A 17,837-nucleotide genomic window follows, 5' to 3' on the forward strand; every position below is an offset into this window, starting at 1 on the left:
TTGAGGGCTGTTCTGTTTTCCTGTTATACTGGCATAGAAACAGGCGAATAGAGCAGCCTCGCTCTTTGTGTCAAAGTGAGCCTTGACTGGCCCCTTAGGGGGACCATAGCGTTGCTAATTTTCAACTCTGTATCGATTCCGGTCAATACGAAAACGAGCCCGATCATATACAAAAAGATGTCATTGACGAAATGAAGTATCTCTAAGTAATAGCGAAAACATAAAGTAACAGATTGATCTCAAGATCATTAAGGGGCTGTCCTCAAGGACAGCCCCTTAATGCTTTTTTTTAACGGGTATGATGAAAATCAAGTCGCACTGTCAGCAAATAAGTCGTTGCCTGAGTCCGTGGAACCGGGTGTAATTAATGGTACCGGGGCACGGGACGAGGTGCGATCTGTTTTCCCAATCTATGGTATGAGTGGGTCATTCACCTCGGGGGCTGGCCGATGATAGCTATGGGTCTCGAACCCGTTTTTTTAACTGGCCACCCCGCGGCCCACCCGGTTGAGTCACGAACTCGAAGAGGTAGTTGCCGAATGGCCCATGTTTTCTTGCTACCCACTCATCCAGCATTCGAGGAGGTTGTGTATGATGCGGTATATAGGGCTGGACGTTCACAAACACTTTATTGAGGTTTGTATAACGGACCGAAAAGGAAAGATTCTTGAACGGGGTAAAGTGAATTGCCAGCGTGATGTCCTGCTGGAATTCGCAACAAAGAAACTCCGGAAGCATGATCGAGTGGCCCTGGAAGCAACGACAAATACGTGGGCCGTTGTCGACTTGATCCGTCCCCATGTGAAGCAGGTCGTTGTCGGAAACCCAATGAAGACCAGGGCGATCGCAGAAGCAAAAATCAAGACTGATAAAGTAGATGCTGAAGTATTGGCCCATCTTCTGCGTTGTGACTACCTGCCATCTGTCTGGCAACCAGACGAACCAACTCAAACGCGGCGTGCTCTGTTAACGCACCGTAATGGCCTGATGAGTCGACGAGGACGCCATATGAACCGCGTCCAGTCAATGCTCGCGAGGTTAATGATCAAGCCTCCCTGCAAGTACCTGTGGTCAAAGACTGGGGTTGCTTGGCTTGAGACACTGGAATTGTCTCCCGTCGACCGACTGATGCTGGACAGTCAGCTTCGGCAAATCACCCAGGTCAACCAGGAACTCGAGATTGTCGATCAGCGTCTCGTTGAGATCGCTCGAAATGATTCCCGAGTCCGACTCCTGATGACACTTCCTGGAGTGAGCCATGTCGTTGCTGTGGGACTACTGGCTGCGATCGGTGATATTGAGCGTTTCTGTGATGGCAATCATGCCGCTTCTTATCTGGGGCTCGTGCCTTCAACACGACAGTCAGGAAATAAGTGCTATCACGGAAGAATTACAAAGATGGGAAATCCCCACTGCCGCTGGCTGCTGACTCAGGCCTGCCAGCATGTATCGCGTCACCCAGGTCCACTGGGAGCATTCTATCGCCGACTGGTGAAACGCAAACCACGTCAGGTAGCAATCATGGCTTTAGCACGAAAACTGGTAACCATCGCCTGGCAGATGCTCAAACAGAATGAACCTTACCGATATGCCAAACCTATGCTGATGGCAAAAAAGTTCACGGATCTGGATCGTAAGTATCGGCAGGAGCAACGAAGAACTCCTTCGGCTGCGAGAGCGAAGGCAGGAGATGGCCTGACGGCAGTCTACGACGAAATTGGATTCACGGATTCATTATCCCTCAATCAAGTTCCCGATGGAGAACGCCGCATGTTAATTGAAAAGGATGTGATGATGTTTGTTGAAGAACTGTACCGCCCAGTCAAGAAAGATAAATCTACTCGATCAGACAAATGCATGAGCCGGGATCGTCCTGACGGACTGATCCCGGCTCATGCATTTTTTTTATCTATCGCAAACCGTAATGCGGAGAAAGCAAGCTTGGATTTTTAAGGCATCACTCCGATGTCCGAAACGAATCATGATCATCAGGAAAACGGCTTCCGACCAGGAGTGACCTCATCGGAAACCGTACGCGCTTCTGCGCATCGTCGGTCCAGTTATTCCTTGTTCGGTTGCGTCCCCGCAGAGCCGAACTCTGCTTCACTGGACAAAATTATTATACCAAACCAGATTTTAAAATTGCGACTAGAATTTCTCAGAGGTATCTATTCTGGATGCGAGGGCTTGAATACCAAATGTTGGTTTCTTAAGTCAGGAATGTAATCTAGGCTGCACCCGAGTCTCTGGTTCAATTTATTCAAGCTTCGAGATGCTTTGACCGCAATATAGCGTCTCGAATGCTTAGGGGCCGAGTTTCAACGATCCCGACAGACTCTCTAACAATGACATAAGCCATTTACTTGACAGTAGATGAAGCTCTCTATTACGAAATGAAAGCATTCGCGTATAGCATCGTTACAGTGTCATATACAGGGTGGGATACGAGAATACTTTCTGATGTGGTTGGGACTGCTGGTATCTTTGTCTCGACAGACTCATCAACCCGCGAGCACTATAACAACACCATGTTGTCCCAGGCGGAAGCCCAGGCCGGTTCCCTGCACTTCCCGCAGCACCATCTATTCCGCTGTCATCGCTGCGGGGCTAATTACTGGAAACACGTACAAAAGGACTCAGGCAAAATCAGCTTTGGGACGAGGTTCAGAGCAGGGGATCACAAGAACGAAGATCCGGAAGCGAGTGCAACGTCGTTTGCAGATCTTCAAGAGCGCATCACATTTAACTCTAGCGAGAATGCGGTAAGTCAGGTAGACTGGTGAAGTCTCATTTCATGGAACATTTCACATGTTGATTTATTTCAAAGAACGCCTCCTCGAAGTTCTGAAAGCATAGGCAGTCGGTTTAATGACACGGGAGATTGTGTTGCAATTTCAATGCAGCAAATCGTGGTTTAGAGTGGGCAAACAAGAATTTCGAGAGCAGGGAAAGACCAGCCCTACCACTAGATAGTACGGACATTCAAATGATATCGGTAACGAGTGCTTCCAGCCAGATGAAGCCGGCGAAGTCGGTGGCTTTTTTCTCGTAACGAGTCGCCACACGTCGGCAGCGTTTGATTCTGCCAAAGAACTGTTCAGTCTGGTTGCGATGTTTGTAGATCATCCAGTCAAATCGCTTCATGACCTTTCTACTTGGATTCGGTTAGATGCAAACTTTTGCTTTCAACCGCCTGCCATGCTGGCGAATCGAATCGGAGTCATAAGCGGTATCTGCCACGATGACGCCTACCTCTCCTGGCTTAATATTCTCAAGAAGTCGTTCGCCTTGTGGAGCATCACCTCGTTGCCCGGCAGTGAGCAGAAAATGAACTAATTTCCCACACTCACCAGTGACGGCGTGGATTTTTGTTGTCAATCCTCCGCGACTTCGGCCGAGACAGCGTCGTTCGTCGGCATCACTTTTTTTCAGTGGGTTCCCGGCGGCCAGTCGAAGCGGTCTGGTGTGCCTTGATGATCGACGAATCGAGATGAACTTCTGCGGGTTCCTGTTCCAGTTCTTCCTCACCAAGGGCTCGAAAGACCTGCTCCCAAGCTCCCTTCGCACACCAGCGATCAAACCGTTTCCAGACAGTATTCGGTTTGCCATACCGCCCGGGGAGATCTTCCCACGGAATTCCGGTCTTCAGAGCAAACAGAACTGCGTTAACAAAGAGCCGGTTATCCACCGCAGTGCGTCCCGGATCGCTCGCCTTGCCTGGCAAATATTCCTGAATCGCTTCCCACTGAGTAGCAGTAAGCTCATGACGCCTGACCATCGGTTCTCATCCTTGAGAAAACATAATCCTCACTAAACAGTACGGAAAATGCAAGATTGAATGTCCGTACCACCTAAGGCTCGTTTTGGGGAAATACATTCCATTCAGCGACTCGATCCGGCACCATTCTGAGGCCAATTTAATAGCCACGAGTTGGGATAGTTCAACCGTCGAAACCACAGCGACTTTTTCAGGGACGACGAAATAGTGACCACTTTAAGGAGATCGGTGTAATTAAGGTCGTAACGATAACCATCACGACCAGGGCGGAAAAGACTGAGCCGCTGACGACTCCCAAGCCCTTGCCAATGCTGGCGAAGATTAGCCCCACTTCGCCGCGCGGGATCATTCCCAGGCCGATCGACCAGCGGTCGCTGCTACGGCCGGCAGGCAAGCCGCAAACCAGCTTGCCGACAATCGCGGCGAAGCTGAACGCCAACGCCAGCCAAAGGGTCGTGGGATCAAGAAACGATAGTAGGTTGACTTGCATGCCCATCAGCACGAAAAAGACTGGCGCGAAGATTCTTTCCAGAGGAGCGATCAGACTTTCCATCGTCGCGTGCCCGGAAACTTTCTTGAAATGCTCTTCGCTTAGGATCAAGCCCGCCGCGAACGCGCCGACGATCGGCGCCAATTCGATGGCACTGGCAGCCCACGCCAGCAGGAATGCCAGGGCCAAGGGAAACAGCAGTTTAACGTGGTGTTTTTCCAGCATCGCAAAAAACGGGATGAGCCAGCCGACGATCCTTCCACCAAACAAGAGTACTGATCCAAGAAACAGAATAGACAATAGCGAGATGCGGCTGATTTCCAGCGCGTCAATCTGTCCCGTCGAGGCGATGCCGACGACCACCGCCAGGATGATCAGTCCCAGCACGTCGTCAATCACTGCCGCTCCAAGAATGATTTTGGCTTCGCGTGTTTGCAATCTGCCCAGATCGCGAAACACGCGGGCTGTAATGCCGACACTAGTTGCGCAAAGCGTGGCCGAGAGAAAGATGTGGACCATCGATCCGGCGTCGGGCAAGAGCCACATGCCCATCAATAGTCCCAACACGAATGGTGAGACAACGCCGACGCTGGCGACCATCAATGCCCGCCAGCCAACCTTCAGCATCTCGTTGATTTTCGATTCCAAGCCGACCGTGAACAGCAGCAGGATCACGCCCAATTCGGAAAACAGCCACAGCGCGAAGGCCATAGCGACATAACGAGGTCCTTCCGGGCCAGTCATGATGTCGACCAGTCGACGCGCGCTGCCGCCCTCTGCCAATTGTGGCTCGGAGAAAATCTTGCTGGCGGCATCCGCCACGGAACTACCTGTCAACCAGACTTCGTTGAACAAGGGCAGGACCTCGCCCAAATGCATCACCATGATGAACAAGGGCAGCCCCAGCCAGAAGCCGACGTTTCCCACGACGACACCAATCAGCAGCTCGCCCAGCACGGCCGATTGCCGGAGTGATTCGGCCAGCCAGCGCCCCAGCATTGCTATGCCAACAATGACCGCCAGCTCAAGCAGGATCGGTGAAATCGACGTTTCGTGTGCCGACTCGTCATGCTCGGATTTGCGAGCGTCAGGCGTCGATTTGCTCTCATCCTGCTCGCTGCTTATCTGATCGGAACCTGTCGTCTGTTCCTGATTGATGAACACAAAGATTCCAGGGACGGTCAAGCCAATCATGGTTAAAGTCAGTAGTCGGTGATAACAAGTACGACAATGGTCCATTCGGCGTGCCTTTACCAATATGACGCTTGATATCATCGGCTACGTTGAGTCGTTTCGCTCGCCGATGCGGATCTTCACGGTAGTTTCACTTCGATTACGAAAATGCAGCCGTCGCCAAGATTGCCCGTATGTGCCCCGCTTTGAAGAGCTTGGACGATGGCATCCACAATGTCGTCGGGCACCATAAACTCCAGTATGATCTTTGGCTTAGGTGTATAGTCTGGATGCACGACACTGTAGCCGTCGACCTCCGTCTCGGTGGCGGCCGGAAGATGGTCGACTTTCTGCAGTGCTTCCAGCACCGGCTTGGGCATGAACGGCTGAAATACGGCTTTGACTTCTTTCATGGAATGGTTCCTCCAAACAGGATAAGACGCTGCCAGGCTCGACGCTGCCGAGCGGTGGCAGATTTTGGTTCTCCATCAGTGTGCAAAGCTACGGCGCTGGATGGGAGTTGAGACAAGACATTATCGAAGTATTCCAGCAGCGCGAGACTAACGATCATCTTGCGATCGCGGTTGGAAATGGGCGTCAGGAACTCCACACGCGGATGCTCGTCGGTGTTGAGCCGAGACGGATTGCGCGGCATCCAGTCGCCTTGATAGTTGTCGTAGAACTGCTCGACAGTGCGTAAGTCCTGGTTGGACGACGTGGTCGCTCGCTCTAATGCCGTAAGGCGTTCGGCGAGCCGGTCAGCGTTAAGTTCCAGCGGGGCGTCGCCGCCCACCAAGGCGATGACCGGCTTGGACGCGTCCATCTCACTCCACCAAATCGTCGTGACGGGAAATACGCTGGCGAAGCTGTCGGCGATCAGCTCAAACTCGCGCGCGCCCAATTGGTAGAGCGGCAGCCATTGGCAGAACAAGCCGTCTGGCTTCAGACGATCGCGGGCCACCCGGTAGTGCTCGACCGTGTACAGATAGCCGGACTCGCTCTCCCAAGGCACAAACAAGTCGGAGATGATGACGTCGAAACGGAGGTCTGTGGCCAGCAGGTAGTGTCGCGCATCATCGACGCAGACATCCACCTTAGGATGGTCAACAACCCCGTAATTGTACTCCGCCAGTAGCCGAGCTGCCTCTAGTACTTCCGGAATCAGTTCGACGGCGACGGCATTTTTGACTTCGCGGTGCGGGATAGCGCCTCCCGCAGTCAAGCCCGTTCCAAGCCCCATAAACAACACATCCTGCGGCTGCTCGTGCAACAGCAGTGGGAGATGCGCCTGGCGGTACTCGCGGGCATTGTCGCCAGTTCTGCCAAACCGGTAGTGCAAGTTTTGTCTTACTCTGAATGACCCCGTGTTCTCATCCCGCACCACGTCAATCCAGCCGTAGGGGGAATTCCAGCGACGCACGAGTTGCTCGTCAAGTTGTGTGCCTCCATAGTTGATTTCAACGGGACTACGCAGCGCAAACATCGCAACAGCGACGAGTATCAAGGCCCCTCCACATGCCCAGACTAGTCTGCCGTTGCGCAATAGTAAGACAAAACCGGCAACGTAAAACAGCGCGGCCAACAATACAAAAGACTGCCACAGTCCAAGCCACGGCAATAGCAAAAAACTCGCGGCCATCGCGCCCAACGCGGCCGAAATTGTGTTGACCGCCGTCAACCGGCCCACCACGATGCCTGCTCGCTTACCAAGTCCCGCCGCTTTCCACACCAGCGGTAGCAACATGCCGAGCAGTGTAATCGGTGGAGCTACCACAAGGATCACCAACATCAGTGCGCCGCTTATGTACTGGGAGAACGACTCGCCGAAATCGTAATAATCGAGACCGGTCAGCGCGACGAACGTGAGCACAGAAAACGTCACAGCTAATGCGCCCGAGCACGCCGACCATCCAACCAGACCCTCGATGCGGTAGCGTCGTTGCAGCCGAGCTGCCAAAGCGGCGCCCAATGCAAGTGATGCCAGGAAGACTGCCACAACCATACCAAATGTATAGGTGCTATTATGGAATACCAGCGAGAACATTCGCGTGTAGAGAACCTCGAGTGCTAATGTTCCGAAGCCGGATAATGCGGCGACGAAGAACCAGGATAGCTGAGAGTCGCGCGCCGACTGTCCAGAGCCGGCAGATGCTCGTCTCTCGACTCTTGACTTTTGTTTCTTGGCAATTAGGACCGCGGCCACGCCACACGCGGCGGAAACGACGGCCGCGACATAGCTGCTGGTGCGGACGCCAACTACGACCAATAGAAAGAAGGTGGCGGACAAGACGCCCACGAGCGCTCCGGCCGTATTCAGTGCGTATGCCAGCGACACGCGGCCAGCATTTGTCGGGTCGGCCATGTCGCGACTTCTTTGCCGAGAAAGATACTCCGCCATCATCGGCAGCGTTATGCCCAAAGCGGTAGTCGCCGGTAACAGAAGCAAGAAACAGAAGAGAACTCTCGCCGTCAATTGCCAGCCGATCGACGAACTGCTTAAAAAGGCAGCGAACGAATGTGATTCAGAGCACGCCAGCAGAAAGGGAATCAAGCAAGCCCAGGCCGCGACCACCAGTTCTGCGACTCCATATCCCAACAACGGCAACACGCGCAACGACCACTTGGCTCCGACCAGATAACCAACCGCCATGCCCGCAAAATAGGTCGACAGCACGACCGCCGAAGCCTGAATGGTGTGGCCGAACAACAACCCAACCTGGCGCGACCAAGAGATTTCGTAAACCAGCGCCGCCACACCAGAAAAGAAAAATATTAGATAGCTGAATGTGTCGGGTTGACGTTTGAGGTCTGAAATACTTCGCCAGCGGTCTGCAGCCTGAGTCGTTTCGACTCTGATGTCGCCCTTCTTCGTCATTGGATTCACGATCATAAAGCTCATGCTTCGACTCTCTTCGCTTTGTACCTAAAATAACGATTGTGAGACGACTAGGAAAAGTGCAAAACCGAGCAGGAAACTAGCTGCAGACCAGCGGCTGTCCTCGGAGCTCTCATGGGCCTGCGTAGCATGTCCTCGACGGCTGCGAGCGTGTAAAGGCCAGCCACAAAGACGAGGGCGTCCACTTTTACAGCTTCTCCCTGTCCGCGAAGCGCAAAGTACGCAAACGCCGCTGCTGCTACCACGGGTACTGCAAAGGATGCGGAGATCAGAATCCGCTTCGTCTGCCCCATGCCCTTCTCACGAAAATTGGCGACCACTGCGAAGCCCTCCGGGATGTCTGCCAAGACCTGACCTAGTGCCAGGACGAGCCCCATTTGGCCTGATAGGGCGGAGCCCGCGCCGATCAAAAGCCCGTCGCCCAACAAGTCAGTGGCGACCGCCGTGTACACCATCCAGGCTCCCGTGCCGGCTCCCTTGGGTTTGCTCCGTTGCCAGCGATCAATTCCAGCTTCCAGGAGCAAGTACGCCGCACCTCCCGCGACAAATGACAGTGCCAGCAACCAAGTCGACGCTTTGTCCAATACCTTGGGGATCACCTCGACGGCGATAACGGCTAAGATGATTCCCGTCGCGGCGTGCAATGCCCGGTTAAGCGTCTTCTGCGAAGGATGTAACCACTCAGCGATCACGCCTCCCCCAAAATTTCCCAAAGCCGAAAGAAGGGCAAGGCCAAGCACTTTCAGGAACTCACTCATCAACTCGTCTCTCCGGCACTTGCCTCTCGACTCTTTTCATAATTCCACATCTTCTTCGCCTTTCGGCTCGAACCAGCGGTAAATGGCCGGCAGGACTACTAGAGTCAAGAGACTCGACGTAATCACGCCGCCGATGACAACCGTCGCCAAAGGTCTTTGGACTTCCGCGCCGGAACTGGTTGAGATGGCCATGGGGATGAATCCCAGTGCATCAGTCGTGGCAGTCATCAAAACGGGTCGAAGGCGGTCCAGCGCGCCCTGGTAGACGGCATCCTTAATGCTTTGGCCCCGATGCCGCAAATGCCGCACGTGTTCGATCAGGACGACGCCGTTCATCACGGCGATGCCGGATAGGGCAATGAATCCGACACCCGCCGAGATCGAAAAAGGCATGCCGCGTATCCAGAGTGCCAAAATCCCGCCGGTCGTGGCGACTGGCACATTCAAGAAGATCAACAGGGCCAGCTTGCCGGACCTGAATGTCATGTACAGCAACGAGCAAATCAGTAACAGTGCGAGCGGAACAGCGATCGTCAGCCGCCCCGTCGCTTCTCGCAGGTTTTTAAAGCTGCCTCCCCAGGCGATGTGGTAGCCAGGTGGCAGTTTCACTTTCTCCTCGACCGCTTTCTGGGCATCCGCCACGAAACTCGCTAGGTCACGGCCGCGGACATTCACTTGGATCAGAAAGCGGCGGCGAATTTCATCACGGCTGATCTGCGCGACTCCAGGACCAACTTCAATCTCAACAAGCTGTTCCAGTGGTATCTGTCGACCGGTGGGATCAGCAACCTTGATGTGCTTAAGCGCCGTGACATCTCTCCGCCATTTTGGCTCCAGACGCACCTGCAAGGGAAACCGACGTTGGCCCTCAAACACTTGCCCGACCTCCTTCCCGCCAATGATTGAGATCGCGTCGAGCACATCCCCGACGTTAATACCATACCGGGCGATCTGATCGCGTCGAACGCGCATCTGGACATAGGGCAAACCGCCCGTCTGTTCGGGCTGAACGTCCGCCGCTCCGGGCACTTGCTGGACCACACCAGCGATCTCGTTACCGATCTCTTTCAGTTTCTCCAGGTCGTCTCCATAGAGGCTAATGCCGACATCCGAGCGCACGCCAGCAATCAATTCCTGCACTCGCAATTCTATTGGTTGCGTGAAGCTGAAATTGTTCGCCGGAATGTTTTTTTCCAGCGTTTCCTTCATGGCTTCAATCAGTTCCGGTTTGCTAGCGAAACGCCACTCGCCTTTCGGTTTGAGAATCACGAAGATGTCGCTCATCTCAACGCCCATCGGGTCGGTGGCGATTTCCGGGCGACCGGTCTTGGAGATCACTGATTCTACTTCTTTAGGAAACTCCGCCAATAGCGTCTTTTCTATTTCCGTGGTCATTTCGATCGAGCGTTCCAACGAAACGCTCGGCAGTCGGATTGCCTGCACCGCCATGTCGCCTTCATCCAGCTTAGGGACGAATTCGGCCCCAAAACCCATTGCGATCACTATTCCCATGGAAAATGCGGCGATGGCAATCAGAAACACGGCCAACGGCCAGCGGATCGCCAACCGCAATAACGGTTCGTAGCCCCGTTTGCACCAGCGGACGAGGAAGGAATCCTTTTCGCAAAACTTGCGGGCCAGAAACAGCGAGGCCAACACAGGCATGACGGTCAATGCCAGGACCAGCGCTCCGGCCAGGGCCGACATGAACGCAAAGGCCATCGGGCCAAACATCTTCCCCTCGATCCCCCGCAACGACATAATCGGTAGAAAGACGATGATTACAATCGAGCCCGCGAACACGATCGGCCGACCCACTTCGTGGCCGGCGTCGCGAAACACGTCCAGCCCCGCGCGTTTCAACTCGGGGTTGCGGCGTTTTGCCTCGCCCACATGGCGGATCGCATTCTCGACCATCACCACCGCCCCGTCCACGATGATACCGAAGTCCAAGGCCCCCAAACTCATCAGGTTCGCAGAGACGCCGAAATAATTCATAGAAATGAATGTAATGAGCGCGGACAACGGAATGGCCGATGCTACGATCAACCCGGCGCGCCAGTCGCCCACAAGCAGAAACAGCATGATGATGACTAAGATCGCGCCGCCACTGATGTTCTCGGTGACGGTGCCGATGGCGCGGCGCACCAAATCGGTGCGGTCGTAGAATGTGTCGATGTAAACACCTTCGGGCAGCGAATTTTCGATCTCGGCGATTTTCTGTTTGACACGATCAACGACCACGCGGGAGTTTTCGCCAATCAGCATCATCACAATACCGGTCACCGCCTCACCGCGTCCGTCGCGCGTGACGTAGCCTTGACGTAGCAGCGGGGCGAAATGCACCTCGCCAATGTCACGCACGCGAACCGCAGTGCCATCATCGCGGGCGTCCAACACGATGTCTGCGATATCATTAAGGGACTGGATGAGCCCTTCGCCGCGGATCAACCGTTGCTCTTCGTGATGAACGATGTACCCTCCGCCCGCGTTGGCGTTGTTGCGCTCTAAAGCCTCGAATACACGGTTCAGCGGGATCTTGTAATTCAGTAAGGCATTCGGATTCACCTGCACTTCGTACGTCTTCAGTTCTCCGCCGAATGTATTGACTTCAATGACACCGGGCACGCTGCGCAGCTGAAAGGCAATCTGCCAATCGAGGATCGTTCGCAATTCCTGAAGGTCGTAGTCGCAGCCCGGCTTGGTGCGCAACTCGAATTGGTAGATTTCACCCATACCCGTCGCTATCGGCCCCATCGTGGGAGTTCCCAACCCAGCGGGAATTTCCCCGCGGGCTTCAGTCAATCGTTCGTTGACCTGCTGCCGTGCCCAGTAGATGTCCGTGCCTTCCTCGAACACGATCGTCACGTTCGACAGACCGAACCTCGTCACGCTCCGTATTTCATCGACGTGGGGAATACCGCTCATCGACGTTTCGACAGGGAATGTGATCAGTTGCTCCATCTCGACAGGACCGAGTGAAGGCGAAGTTGTCAACACCTGAACTTGTACGTTGGTCAAGTCAGGTACGGCGTCGACGGGTAATGTAGTCATCGACGACAGACCAACCGCGATCAGCAATACAACCAGCAATAATACGACGAAGCGGTTGTCCAATGAGACGTCGATGAATTTGTTGATCATAGCTGGCTCCGAAGCTGGCGAGCGAGCCCCAGAAAATTGTAGAGCAGAAAGGTAATCACCAAGAGGGAGTGTAGACGAAAATGCTCTCGACTTTTAATGGCCATGCGAGATCGATCCTTTCATCAGTTCCGATTTCAGGGCAAAGCCACCGACCACAACCACTTTGTTGCCAGGTTGTAACCCGTCGCGGATCTGTACGGTGTCGCCGCTGCGCATTCCAACCTTGACTTTCCGCTTCTCGAACGCTTCCAGTCCGGTCTGTACGAATACGACATCATGCCCTTCCACTTCTTGAATGGCAGACGCCGGCAACGTCACGATGTTGGACAGCGTTTCTCCCGGCAATGCGATTTCAACGAACATGCCTGGTTTCAGATGACGATCCGGATTGTCAATCGTGGCACGCAATCGCACCGTCCGAGTTTCTGGATCAAGAATATCACCCGTGTAGAAGATACGGGCTTCGTGAAGATGGTCTGAGTCCGGGGAGCGAAACCGCAGCGTTTCACCGAGTTGGCGAGTCTTGGGCAAATCTTTTTGATAGATATCTGCTTGCACCCACAGCGTCGATAGGTCAGCAACCTGAAACATCTCGGTATCGGGTCCCACCCGCTCGGCCAGCACTACGTTTTTGCCAATTACCGTGCCATCGAACGGGGCGCGAAGCTCATAATGTGCGATCATCTCGCCCTCTTTGATCGGATCAATGCTTTTCAGGTCATCTTGCTGGTAGCCGAGTATGAGTAGGCGTGAACGACTGGCCGCCACGGTCTGCTCGGCTTGCTGAAGTTTTTGTTCGGCGAGCAAAGCCTCCTGTGATGCAGTAAACTTCAATTGTTCCAAGAGTGACTGAAATGTGGCTTGGTCCGCCTCGAACCGGGCTTTGGCTTCGATCAATAACTTGCCGGCCACCACGCCACTTTCCGCCACCGACGTGAGTCGCTCGTAGTCGGCACGCGATTTATATAGGTTCGCGTAGGCAGTCATCAACTGCTGGCGGTTCTTGCCGAGCTGCTTGTCATCAAATGTCGCTCCAATTTTCTCCAGTGGAGGCCGTTCTATTAGAACTTTGATGAGCGCTTGTGTGTTCTCGTTGATCTCTCGCATGAACTCATAGTTGATCTTGGCGAACTCGGCATCGAGCCGATCTTTATATAAGTCCAGCTTGGCCAAGCCGACCTCTTTGCTGTCGATAACGGCCAACACCTGTCCCTGCTTTACGTCGTCCCCGAACTGGACCTTAACTTCATGAATTTGCCCATCGACCAAAGAATAAACATGCGCCAGGCGGTCTTCATTCAGGGCTACCTTGCCCGTGATCCACTCGGTCCTCGTCAGATTGCTGCTGGCAACCTCAGCAATGCGAAGTCCAGCTACGGCCCATTTGTCTTTTGCGAGTGTAACCACATATGAATCCTCACCATGCTCGTCATCCACTCCGTGTCTCGCTTCGGTAGAAGCTACACCGCTTACAGGCTCAGTCAGAAAAGCTCGCGTGACCGCGTACATGCCTGCTGCGCCTACAGCGACGGCCAAAAGGCCGTAGCCCATCAAAGCTGTCATGCGGTGCTTATTACACCACAGGTTTTCAATTCGATCTACGTTCATCATGAGCACTCCCCGTAGTTCTTTTAGGTGATTGCCCTTCGCAATTGTCAACTGAGTCAAGATCTTCGTCGCAATTGCCCGCAAACGCGATCAGTTCGCGAATGCGTTCAGCAAGTTGGTTCGGGGTGAGAGGTTTCGCCGCGTAATCGTTCACGCGGAAAGAACGCACATCAGGTAATGCCTGCTCACAGGTGTGATCGTATGTCACCAAAACTGGCACGTCAGGAATGTCGGTACACTCATCCAATATAGCCAGAACATCTGTCGCTCGGCCCCACAATAACCCGGCATCCAGAACTATTAGATGAGGTATTCGATTGCGGAGTCGAGCCAGACATTCAACTCCATTGCAAGCCATGGTCACTTCAAAACCCAATAATGACAGGTGAGTCGTATAGATTTTGGCAAGAGAAGAATCTGCGTCCGCCACCAAGATGCGGACAGCATTTATCCCAGCATTAGAGGGCGACAGCGGCTTGGTCCGCGCCGAAACATCTTGGCTATGTACTGGAATTTCCTTCGGTGGAGAAACAGCCGGACGCACACGCCAGCCTTCAACACTCTTAACAGTCCGGGAGACACTAAGCGAAGGAGGCTTGGTTGCCTCAGAGATCTTTTGGGTAAGAACTAACATGAAAAACACCTATTCCAGGCACCCTATTGTGCCAAAGGAAGATGATTGAACACAATTAAGAAGGGAAAACGGCTTAAACTGCTCGTCAAACACGAGGCATCGGACAAGAGAAAAGCGATGCTGACGGCAGCCTTATGCTGCTTGGAGACACTAACCGTTCAATCCACGGATACATATAACCCTCGCGAAGGATTACAGAGTCAACCGCGAAAAAAGCACACAACGTTCGAGTGCCGTTGTTGGTGGAGGGGAAGAAGCATCTTCCTGAAGATAAGCCCCAAATAATTCGGTTACATCCGACTTGGCTATACTCAGATCACTTTGCTCTATTCGCTGACCAGAAATCTGAAAGAAAGCGGCAAAAACCGTCGTTCGATGACATTCGCATAATGGACTATCACAAGGAATGCTACGTTCGGCATTTTGGCAGCAATGTGGAGAAGTGATGGAATGGTAGCAAACTTCGAGTGGTATAGCGAACAACAAAACTGCTGCTAAAACCAATCCATGCTGAAAGATATGAGTGCCATTCTTCATCATAATCAGAATTTTACAAAGATACAGTAGACGTGTCAAGACCGAAGTAGGGTTTCACCAGGGCTGCTCAGAATATGGCATTGAATGTGTGTAGTAGGTCTGGGTAGGAAATAACGTCCTGTTTTGGGGATATTTTTCCACAAAGTTACAAAACGGAGTTCAACTTTTACAAGACCAAGGAGGCAATACGATGCAACCCGCCGACTTGTGCGACCTGTTTTCCATTTTGGATCAGATCACCGACCATCGCGGGCGTCAGGGACAACGCCACACTTTTAATGCCATGCTGGCGGCTATTATTTGCGGAACACTTAGTGGAATTCGCAGTATGCGAATGATTGCGAAATGGGTTCGCCAACTTGAGCGAAGTACCTATCATTGGCTCGGCTTCAAACGAATTCCACCGTGTGCGAACACATACACAGATCTCCTCAAAAAGATTTGTCCAGAAGAATTTGAGCAGGCGATTCGCGAATGGATGTGCACTTTAGAAGGCGTCGAAATTGATAATGATTCTCTGTGTGCAACTTCCATTGAAGGCAATACGTTGTGCGGCAGTTTACAGACGCATCAACGCAATACTGTTCAGCCCACCGTTTGCATTTGATTCTGATTTAATACTTTAACTTTTGTGCGCAGTATTTTGCAGAGGTTTTGTCTACGAGCCTCTTTTAGATGGGGCTCATATGCGACAGCTGAATCTTATGAACTGCGCAGCATGAATCATCTCGTCACCAACAGTCAGTAGTCAGGCGAGAGCTCTCGTTTTATCTGGATTCGTGGGATTGCAGGCGGTTTATATGGTTGATCAGATCTTCCTCATCCGCCAGCCCACTGAAGTAAAAACACAGCATTTCATATGTTCGGAGTGTCGGTTTTTTACCTGTGATCAGACTAATCAATAAACAATCAATCATCTCACAGTAAGTCTGTATCTGAACCCCCTGTGGATCCTGACTGAACAAGTGACGACAGCCGAGTACATGCTTCAAAAAACGAAAGAACAATTCGATCTGCCAACGGTGCTGGTAAATCAGTGCGATGACTTCTGCTGGTACATCCAGCAGATTGGTGGCTACAACCAGGTCCTGGGTAGCACCTTCCCACCTCCGTCCTCCCCGTTTAGGATGAGGAGTAATTTTCACAGTAATCCGCCGCACCAGATGATCTTGGCATTTGGGTTCTCCGTGACTTGGGAGAACCCAAATACCCTGACTGATCTTCCAGTATGCCTGCTGCTTGGGCTTCTGCGGTTAATTTACGGGATTCCTGTTCTACAAAAATGTGATCCCCACGGATCCGACAGACATAGCTGCTGCCGGCATTAACAATCTCATTAAACAGGGCATATTTTTCATATGCCTGATCGAGAATGTAGCAACGATCTTTTTCCAGTACTCTGGACAGTACTGATTTTTCATACCGGTGGCATCTGTCAAATCCATGCGAACAGGAATTCCCCGTAGTATTTCAAAATGTGTATGCAACTGCCATCCCTTATCTTGTCGGGTTGAAAAACAGGCCTGAGTGATCTGAGGCAGTGTTTTGAGGAACGTACCATCTACGGCAGTCAGTGCCTGAGCCAGATCCTGCAGACGCCGATCCTGAGGCTCTTGGACAGGCAGTTTTTCAATTAATTCGCCCACGATTTCCCGCAGTAGCTCGGGATCAAACACGCGAACTGCCTCCGACAGAGATCTCAGAGAAGATCGTGGACAGTTGAGTTTTCTCTGAACTTTTTTGAGTTCACTGGCCTGCTGTAATCCACGTAGTGAAGTAACAATCGGGTTGAAGAGATAAAGCAACTGCAGCGCGCAATACTGATCGTAGAACAGTTGCCGATTACCGGCTTTGTCGCGTTCTGTACCCTCGGGACGCAAGCGTTTAAACAGCGGAAGACCCGATCCAGATACTTAAGACCGGTGATATCACTTGCTTCAATCTGATGAGGTCGTTTCTTAACCATGCTGATTCCTGTCGTTATGGCAGTATTTTATACTACTATGCGACAGTGCGCAAATATCGTGTCGAACAGTATTGGCATCAACGCGCAGTGCATCTCCTCGCTGCACTCGATCATCAAACCGGTTGCGTGCTGAGTCAGACGCGTGTTGATTGTAAAACGAATGAAGCGAAGGCTGTCTTTGATCTGTTCAAAACTCTTGTTTTGAAGGGAAAAGCGATCATTGGAGACGCCATGTGTTGCCAGCGAGATATTTGCGAAGAGACCGTTGATTCGGACGGTGATTACTTTTTCACTGTCAAGGAAAATCAGCCAACCTTGCTGAAAGAGATTCAACTCGCCTTCGCTGAAACCGAAGGCTTTTCCCCCCTGGCAACGACGCGAAATGGAAGCGGACGTAAAGAAGCTTCGACGCTTTGTAAGGGACATGGACGTGTTGAACATCGAAGACTAATCACGACGACGATGCTCAACGAGCATTTCGATTGGCCGGGCATGAAGCGGGCTTGCAAGATCATCCGAACGACAACGCATAAGCTACCGGTTGCAAGACGCGAAACGTCGACACACAAAAACCTCAAGCAGCAAGTCAAACGAGACGAAGTAAGATAAGGACCCAATCTTCGTCCGAATCTCCAAGCTACACATCGGACGAATCTTTCCATAACCAGCGCTACGTTTTTCAACCGGCAGGCGCTACGTTTTCTGACCGGTGTTTACAACTTAATACCTTATGAAGGGGCAATTCTGACGGAGAGCGGTCGAAGACAGACTCACCTTACGGTCCGTCGGCGTCGACTTCTCGAATTCTTCTTTTGCCAGTCGTTGGGAGTCACCTGGAAAACACTGGAGAAAG

General features: G+C 52.5%; 15 protein-coding genes. 3 read left to right on the forward strand and 12 right to left on the reverse strand.

What is annotated here, in order from left to right; genetic code table 11:
• Positions 1-591 precede the first annotated feature (591 nt).
• A complete protein-coding gene (locus tag ACN0YN_RS30510; protein ID WP_417388662.1) occupies positions 592-1,953 on the forward strand; it encodes an IS110 family transposase in 1,362 nt (453 codons plus the stop codon).
• Positions 1,954-2,982: 1,029 nt separating this feature from the next.
• On the opposite strand, the gene ACN0YN_RS30515 is transcribed toward ACN0YN_RS30510, so the two are convergent.
• From ACN0YN_RS30515 to ACN0YN_RS30560, 10 genes are all read right to left on the reverse strand, one after another.
• Positions 2,983-3,144 carry a transposase gene (locus tag ACN0YN_RS30515; protein ID WP_145190973.1) on the reverse strand — a complete coding sequence of 54 codons (162 nt, stop codon included), beginning with the start codon at positions 3,142-3,144 and terminating at the stop codon, positions 2,983-2,985.
• A 21-nt stretch (positions 3,145-3,165) separates the two neighbouring features.
• Positions 3,166-3,528: a transposase gene (locus ACN0YN_RS30520; protein ID WP_228030881.1), complete on the reverse strand. Its 363-nt coding sequence runs from the start codon at positions 3,526-3,528 to the stop codon at positions 3,166-3,168.
• Complete coding sequence (locus ACN0YN_RS30525) at positions 3,419-3,778, reverse strand: IS5 family transposase (protein ID WP_145190968.1); 360 nt, start codon at positions 3,776-3,778, stop codon at positions 3,419-3,421. Before ACN0YN_RS30525 ends, ACN0YN_RS30520 begins: the two co-directional genes overlap by 110 nt.
• Positions 3,779-3,968: 190 nt before the next feature.
• A complete protein-coding gene (locus tag ACN0YN_RS30530; RefSeq protein WP_194242514.1) occupies positions 3,969-5,462 on the reverse strand; it encodes a cation:proton antiporter in 1,494 nt (497 codons plus the stop codon).
• Between the two features lie 119 nt (positions 5,463-5,581).
• Positions 5,582-5,854: a P-II family nitrogen regulator gene (locus ACN0YN_RS30535; RefSeq protein WP_145190962.1), complete on the reverse strand. Its 273-nt coding sequence runs from the start codon at positions 5,852-5,854 to the stop codon at positions 5,582-5,584.
• Positions 5,851-8,340, reverse strand: a complete 2,490-nt coding sequence (locus tag ACN0YN_RS30540) for a fused MFS/spermidine synthase (RefSeq protein ID WP_145190959.1) — start codon at positions 8,338-8,340, stop codon at positions 5,851-5,853. Before ACN0YN_RS30540 ends, ACN0YN_RS30535 begins: the two co-directional genes overlap by 4 nt.
• A gap of 47 nt (positions 8,341-8,387) precedes the next feature.
• Positions 8,388-9,095 carry a ZIP family metal transporter gene (locus ACN0YN_RS30545; RefSeq protein ID WP_197996800.1) on the reverse strand — a complete coding sequence of 236 codons (708 nt, stop codon included), beginning with the start codon at positions 9,093-9,095 and terminating at the stop codon, positions 8,388-8,390.
• Positions 9,096-9,131: 36 nt separating this feature from the next.
• The gene (locus tag ACN0YN_RS30550) at positions 9,132-12,239 is read right to left on the reverse strand and encodes an efflux RND transporter permease subunit (protein WP_145190956.1); all 3,108 of its coding nucleotides are present in this window, start codon (positions 12,237-12,239) and stop codon (positions 9,132-9,134) included.
• A 93-nt stretch (positions 12,240-12,332) separates the two neighbouring features.
• Positions 12,333-13,850, reverse strand: a complete 1,518-nt coding sequence (locus ACN0YN_RS30555; RefSeq protein ID WP_145190953.1) for an efflux RND transporter periplasmic adaptor subunit — start codon at positions 13,848-13,850, stop codon at positions 12,333-12,335.
• The gene (locus ACN0YN_RS30560) at positions 13,828-14,481 is read right to left on the reverse strand and encodes a response regulator (protein ID WP_145190950.1); all 654 of its coding nucleotides are present in this window, start codon (positions 14,479-14,481) and stop codon (positions 13,828-13,830) included. Before ACN0YN_RS30560 ends, ACN0YN_RS30555 begins: the two co-directional genes overlap by 23 nt.
• Before the next feature lie 727 nt (positions 14,482-15,208).
• Between ACN0YN_RS30560 and ACN0YN_RS30565 the strand changes: the two genes are divergently transcribed.
• A complete protein-coding gene (locus ACN0YN_RS30565) occupies positions 15,209-15,625 on the forward strand; it encodes a transposase family protein (protein WP_145190947.1) in 417 nt (138 codons plus the stop codon).
• A gap of 160 nt (positions 15,626-15,785) precedes the next feature.
• Here the strand turns inward: ACN0YN_RS30565 and ACN0YN_RS30570 are convergent, their stop codons facing one another.
• Together ACN0YN_RS30570 and ACN0YN_RS30575 are read right to left on the reverse strand one after the other, a co-directional pair.
• Complete coding sequence (locus ACN0YN_RS30570; RefSeq protein WP_261344485.1) at positions 15,786-16,178, reverse strand: transposase; 393 nt, start codon at positions 16,176-16,178, stop codon at positions 15,786-15,788.
• A gap of 114 nt (positions 16,179-16,292) precedes the next feature.
• Positions 16,293-16,898, reverse strand: coding sequence for a hypothetical protein (locus ACN0YN_RS30575; protein WP_278471844.1), 606 nt, complete (start codon positions 16,896-16,898; stop codon positions 16,293-16,295).
• Positions 16,899-16,963: 65 nt separating this feature from the next.
• Between ACN0YN_RS30575 and ACN0YN_RS30580 the strand changes: the two genes are divergently transcribed.
• Positions 16,964-17,593 carry an ISAs1 family transposase gene (locus ACN0YN_RS30580; protein WP_145190941.1) on the forward strand — a complete coding sequence of 210 codons (630 nt, stop codon included), beginning with the start codon at positions 16,964-16,966 and terminating at the stop codon, positions 17,591-17,593.
• The last annotated feature ends 244 nt before the right edge of the window (positions 17,594-17,837 follow it).

Origin of the sequence: Gimesia sp. (assembly GCF_048260065.1) — a bacterium.
GTDB lineage: Bacteria > Planctomycetota > Planctomycetia > Planctomycetales > Planctomycetaceae > Gimesia.

Coding starts and splice junctions, on each gene's coding strand:
- ACN0YN_RS30550 (WP_145190956.1), bottom strand. CDS start 12,239: ATGATCAACAAATTCATCGACGTCTCATTGGACAACCGCTTCGTCGTA.
- ACN0YN_RS30535 (WP_145190962.1), bottom strand. CDS start 5,854: ATGAAAGAAGTCAAAGCCGTATTTCAGCCGTTCATGCCCAAGCCGGTG.
- ACN0YN_RS30525 (WP_145190968.1), bottom strand. CDS start 3,778: ATGGTCAGGCGTCATGAGCTTACTGCTACTCAGTGGGAAGCGATTCAG.
- ACN0YN_RS30515 (WP_145190973.1), bottom strand. CDS start 3,144: ATGAAGCGATTTGACTGGATGATCTACAAACATCGCAACCAGACTGAA.
- ACN0YN_RS30555 (WP_145190953.1), bottom strand. CDS start 13,850: ATGATGAACGTAGATCGAATTGAAAACCTGTGGTGTAATAAGCACCGC.
- ACN0YN_RS30510 (WP_417388662.1), top strand. CDS start 592: ATGATGCGGTATATAGGGCTGGACGTTCACAAACACTTTATTGAGGTT.
- ACN0YN_RS30530 (WP_194242514.1), bottom strand. CDS start 5,462: ATGATTGGCTTGACCGTCCCTGGAATCTTTGTGTTCATCAATCAGGAA.
- ACN0YN_RS30560 (WP_145190950.1), bottom strand. CDS start 14,481: ATGTTAGTTCTTACCCAAAAGATCTCTGAGGCAACCAAGCCTCCTTCG.
- ACN0YN_RS30565 (WP_145190947.1), top strand. CDS start 15,209: ATGCAACCCGCCGACTTGTGCGACCTGTTTTCCATTTTGGATCAGATC.
- ACN0YN_RS30540 (WP_145190959.1), bottom strand. CDS start 8,340: ATGAGCTTTATGATCGTGAATCCAATGACGAAGAAGGGCGACATCAGA.
- ACN0YN_RS30545 (WP_197996800.1), bottom strand. CDS start 9,095: ATGAGTGAGTTCCTGAAAGTGCTTGGCCTTGCCCTTCTTTCGGCTTTG.
- ACN0YN_RS30580 (WP_145190941.1), top strand. CDS start 16,964: ATGAGGTCGTTTCTTAACCATGCTGATTCCTGTCGTTATGGCAGTATT.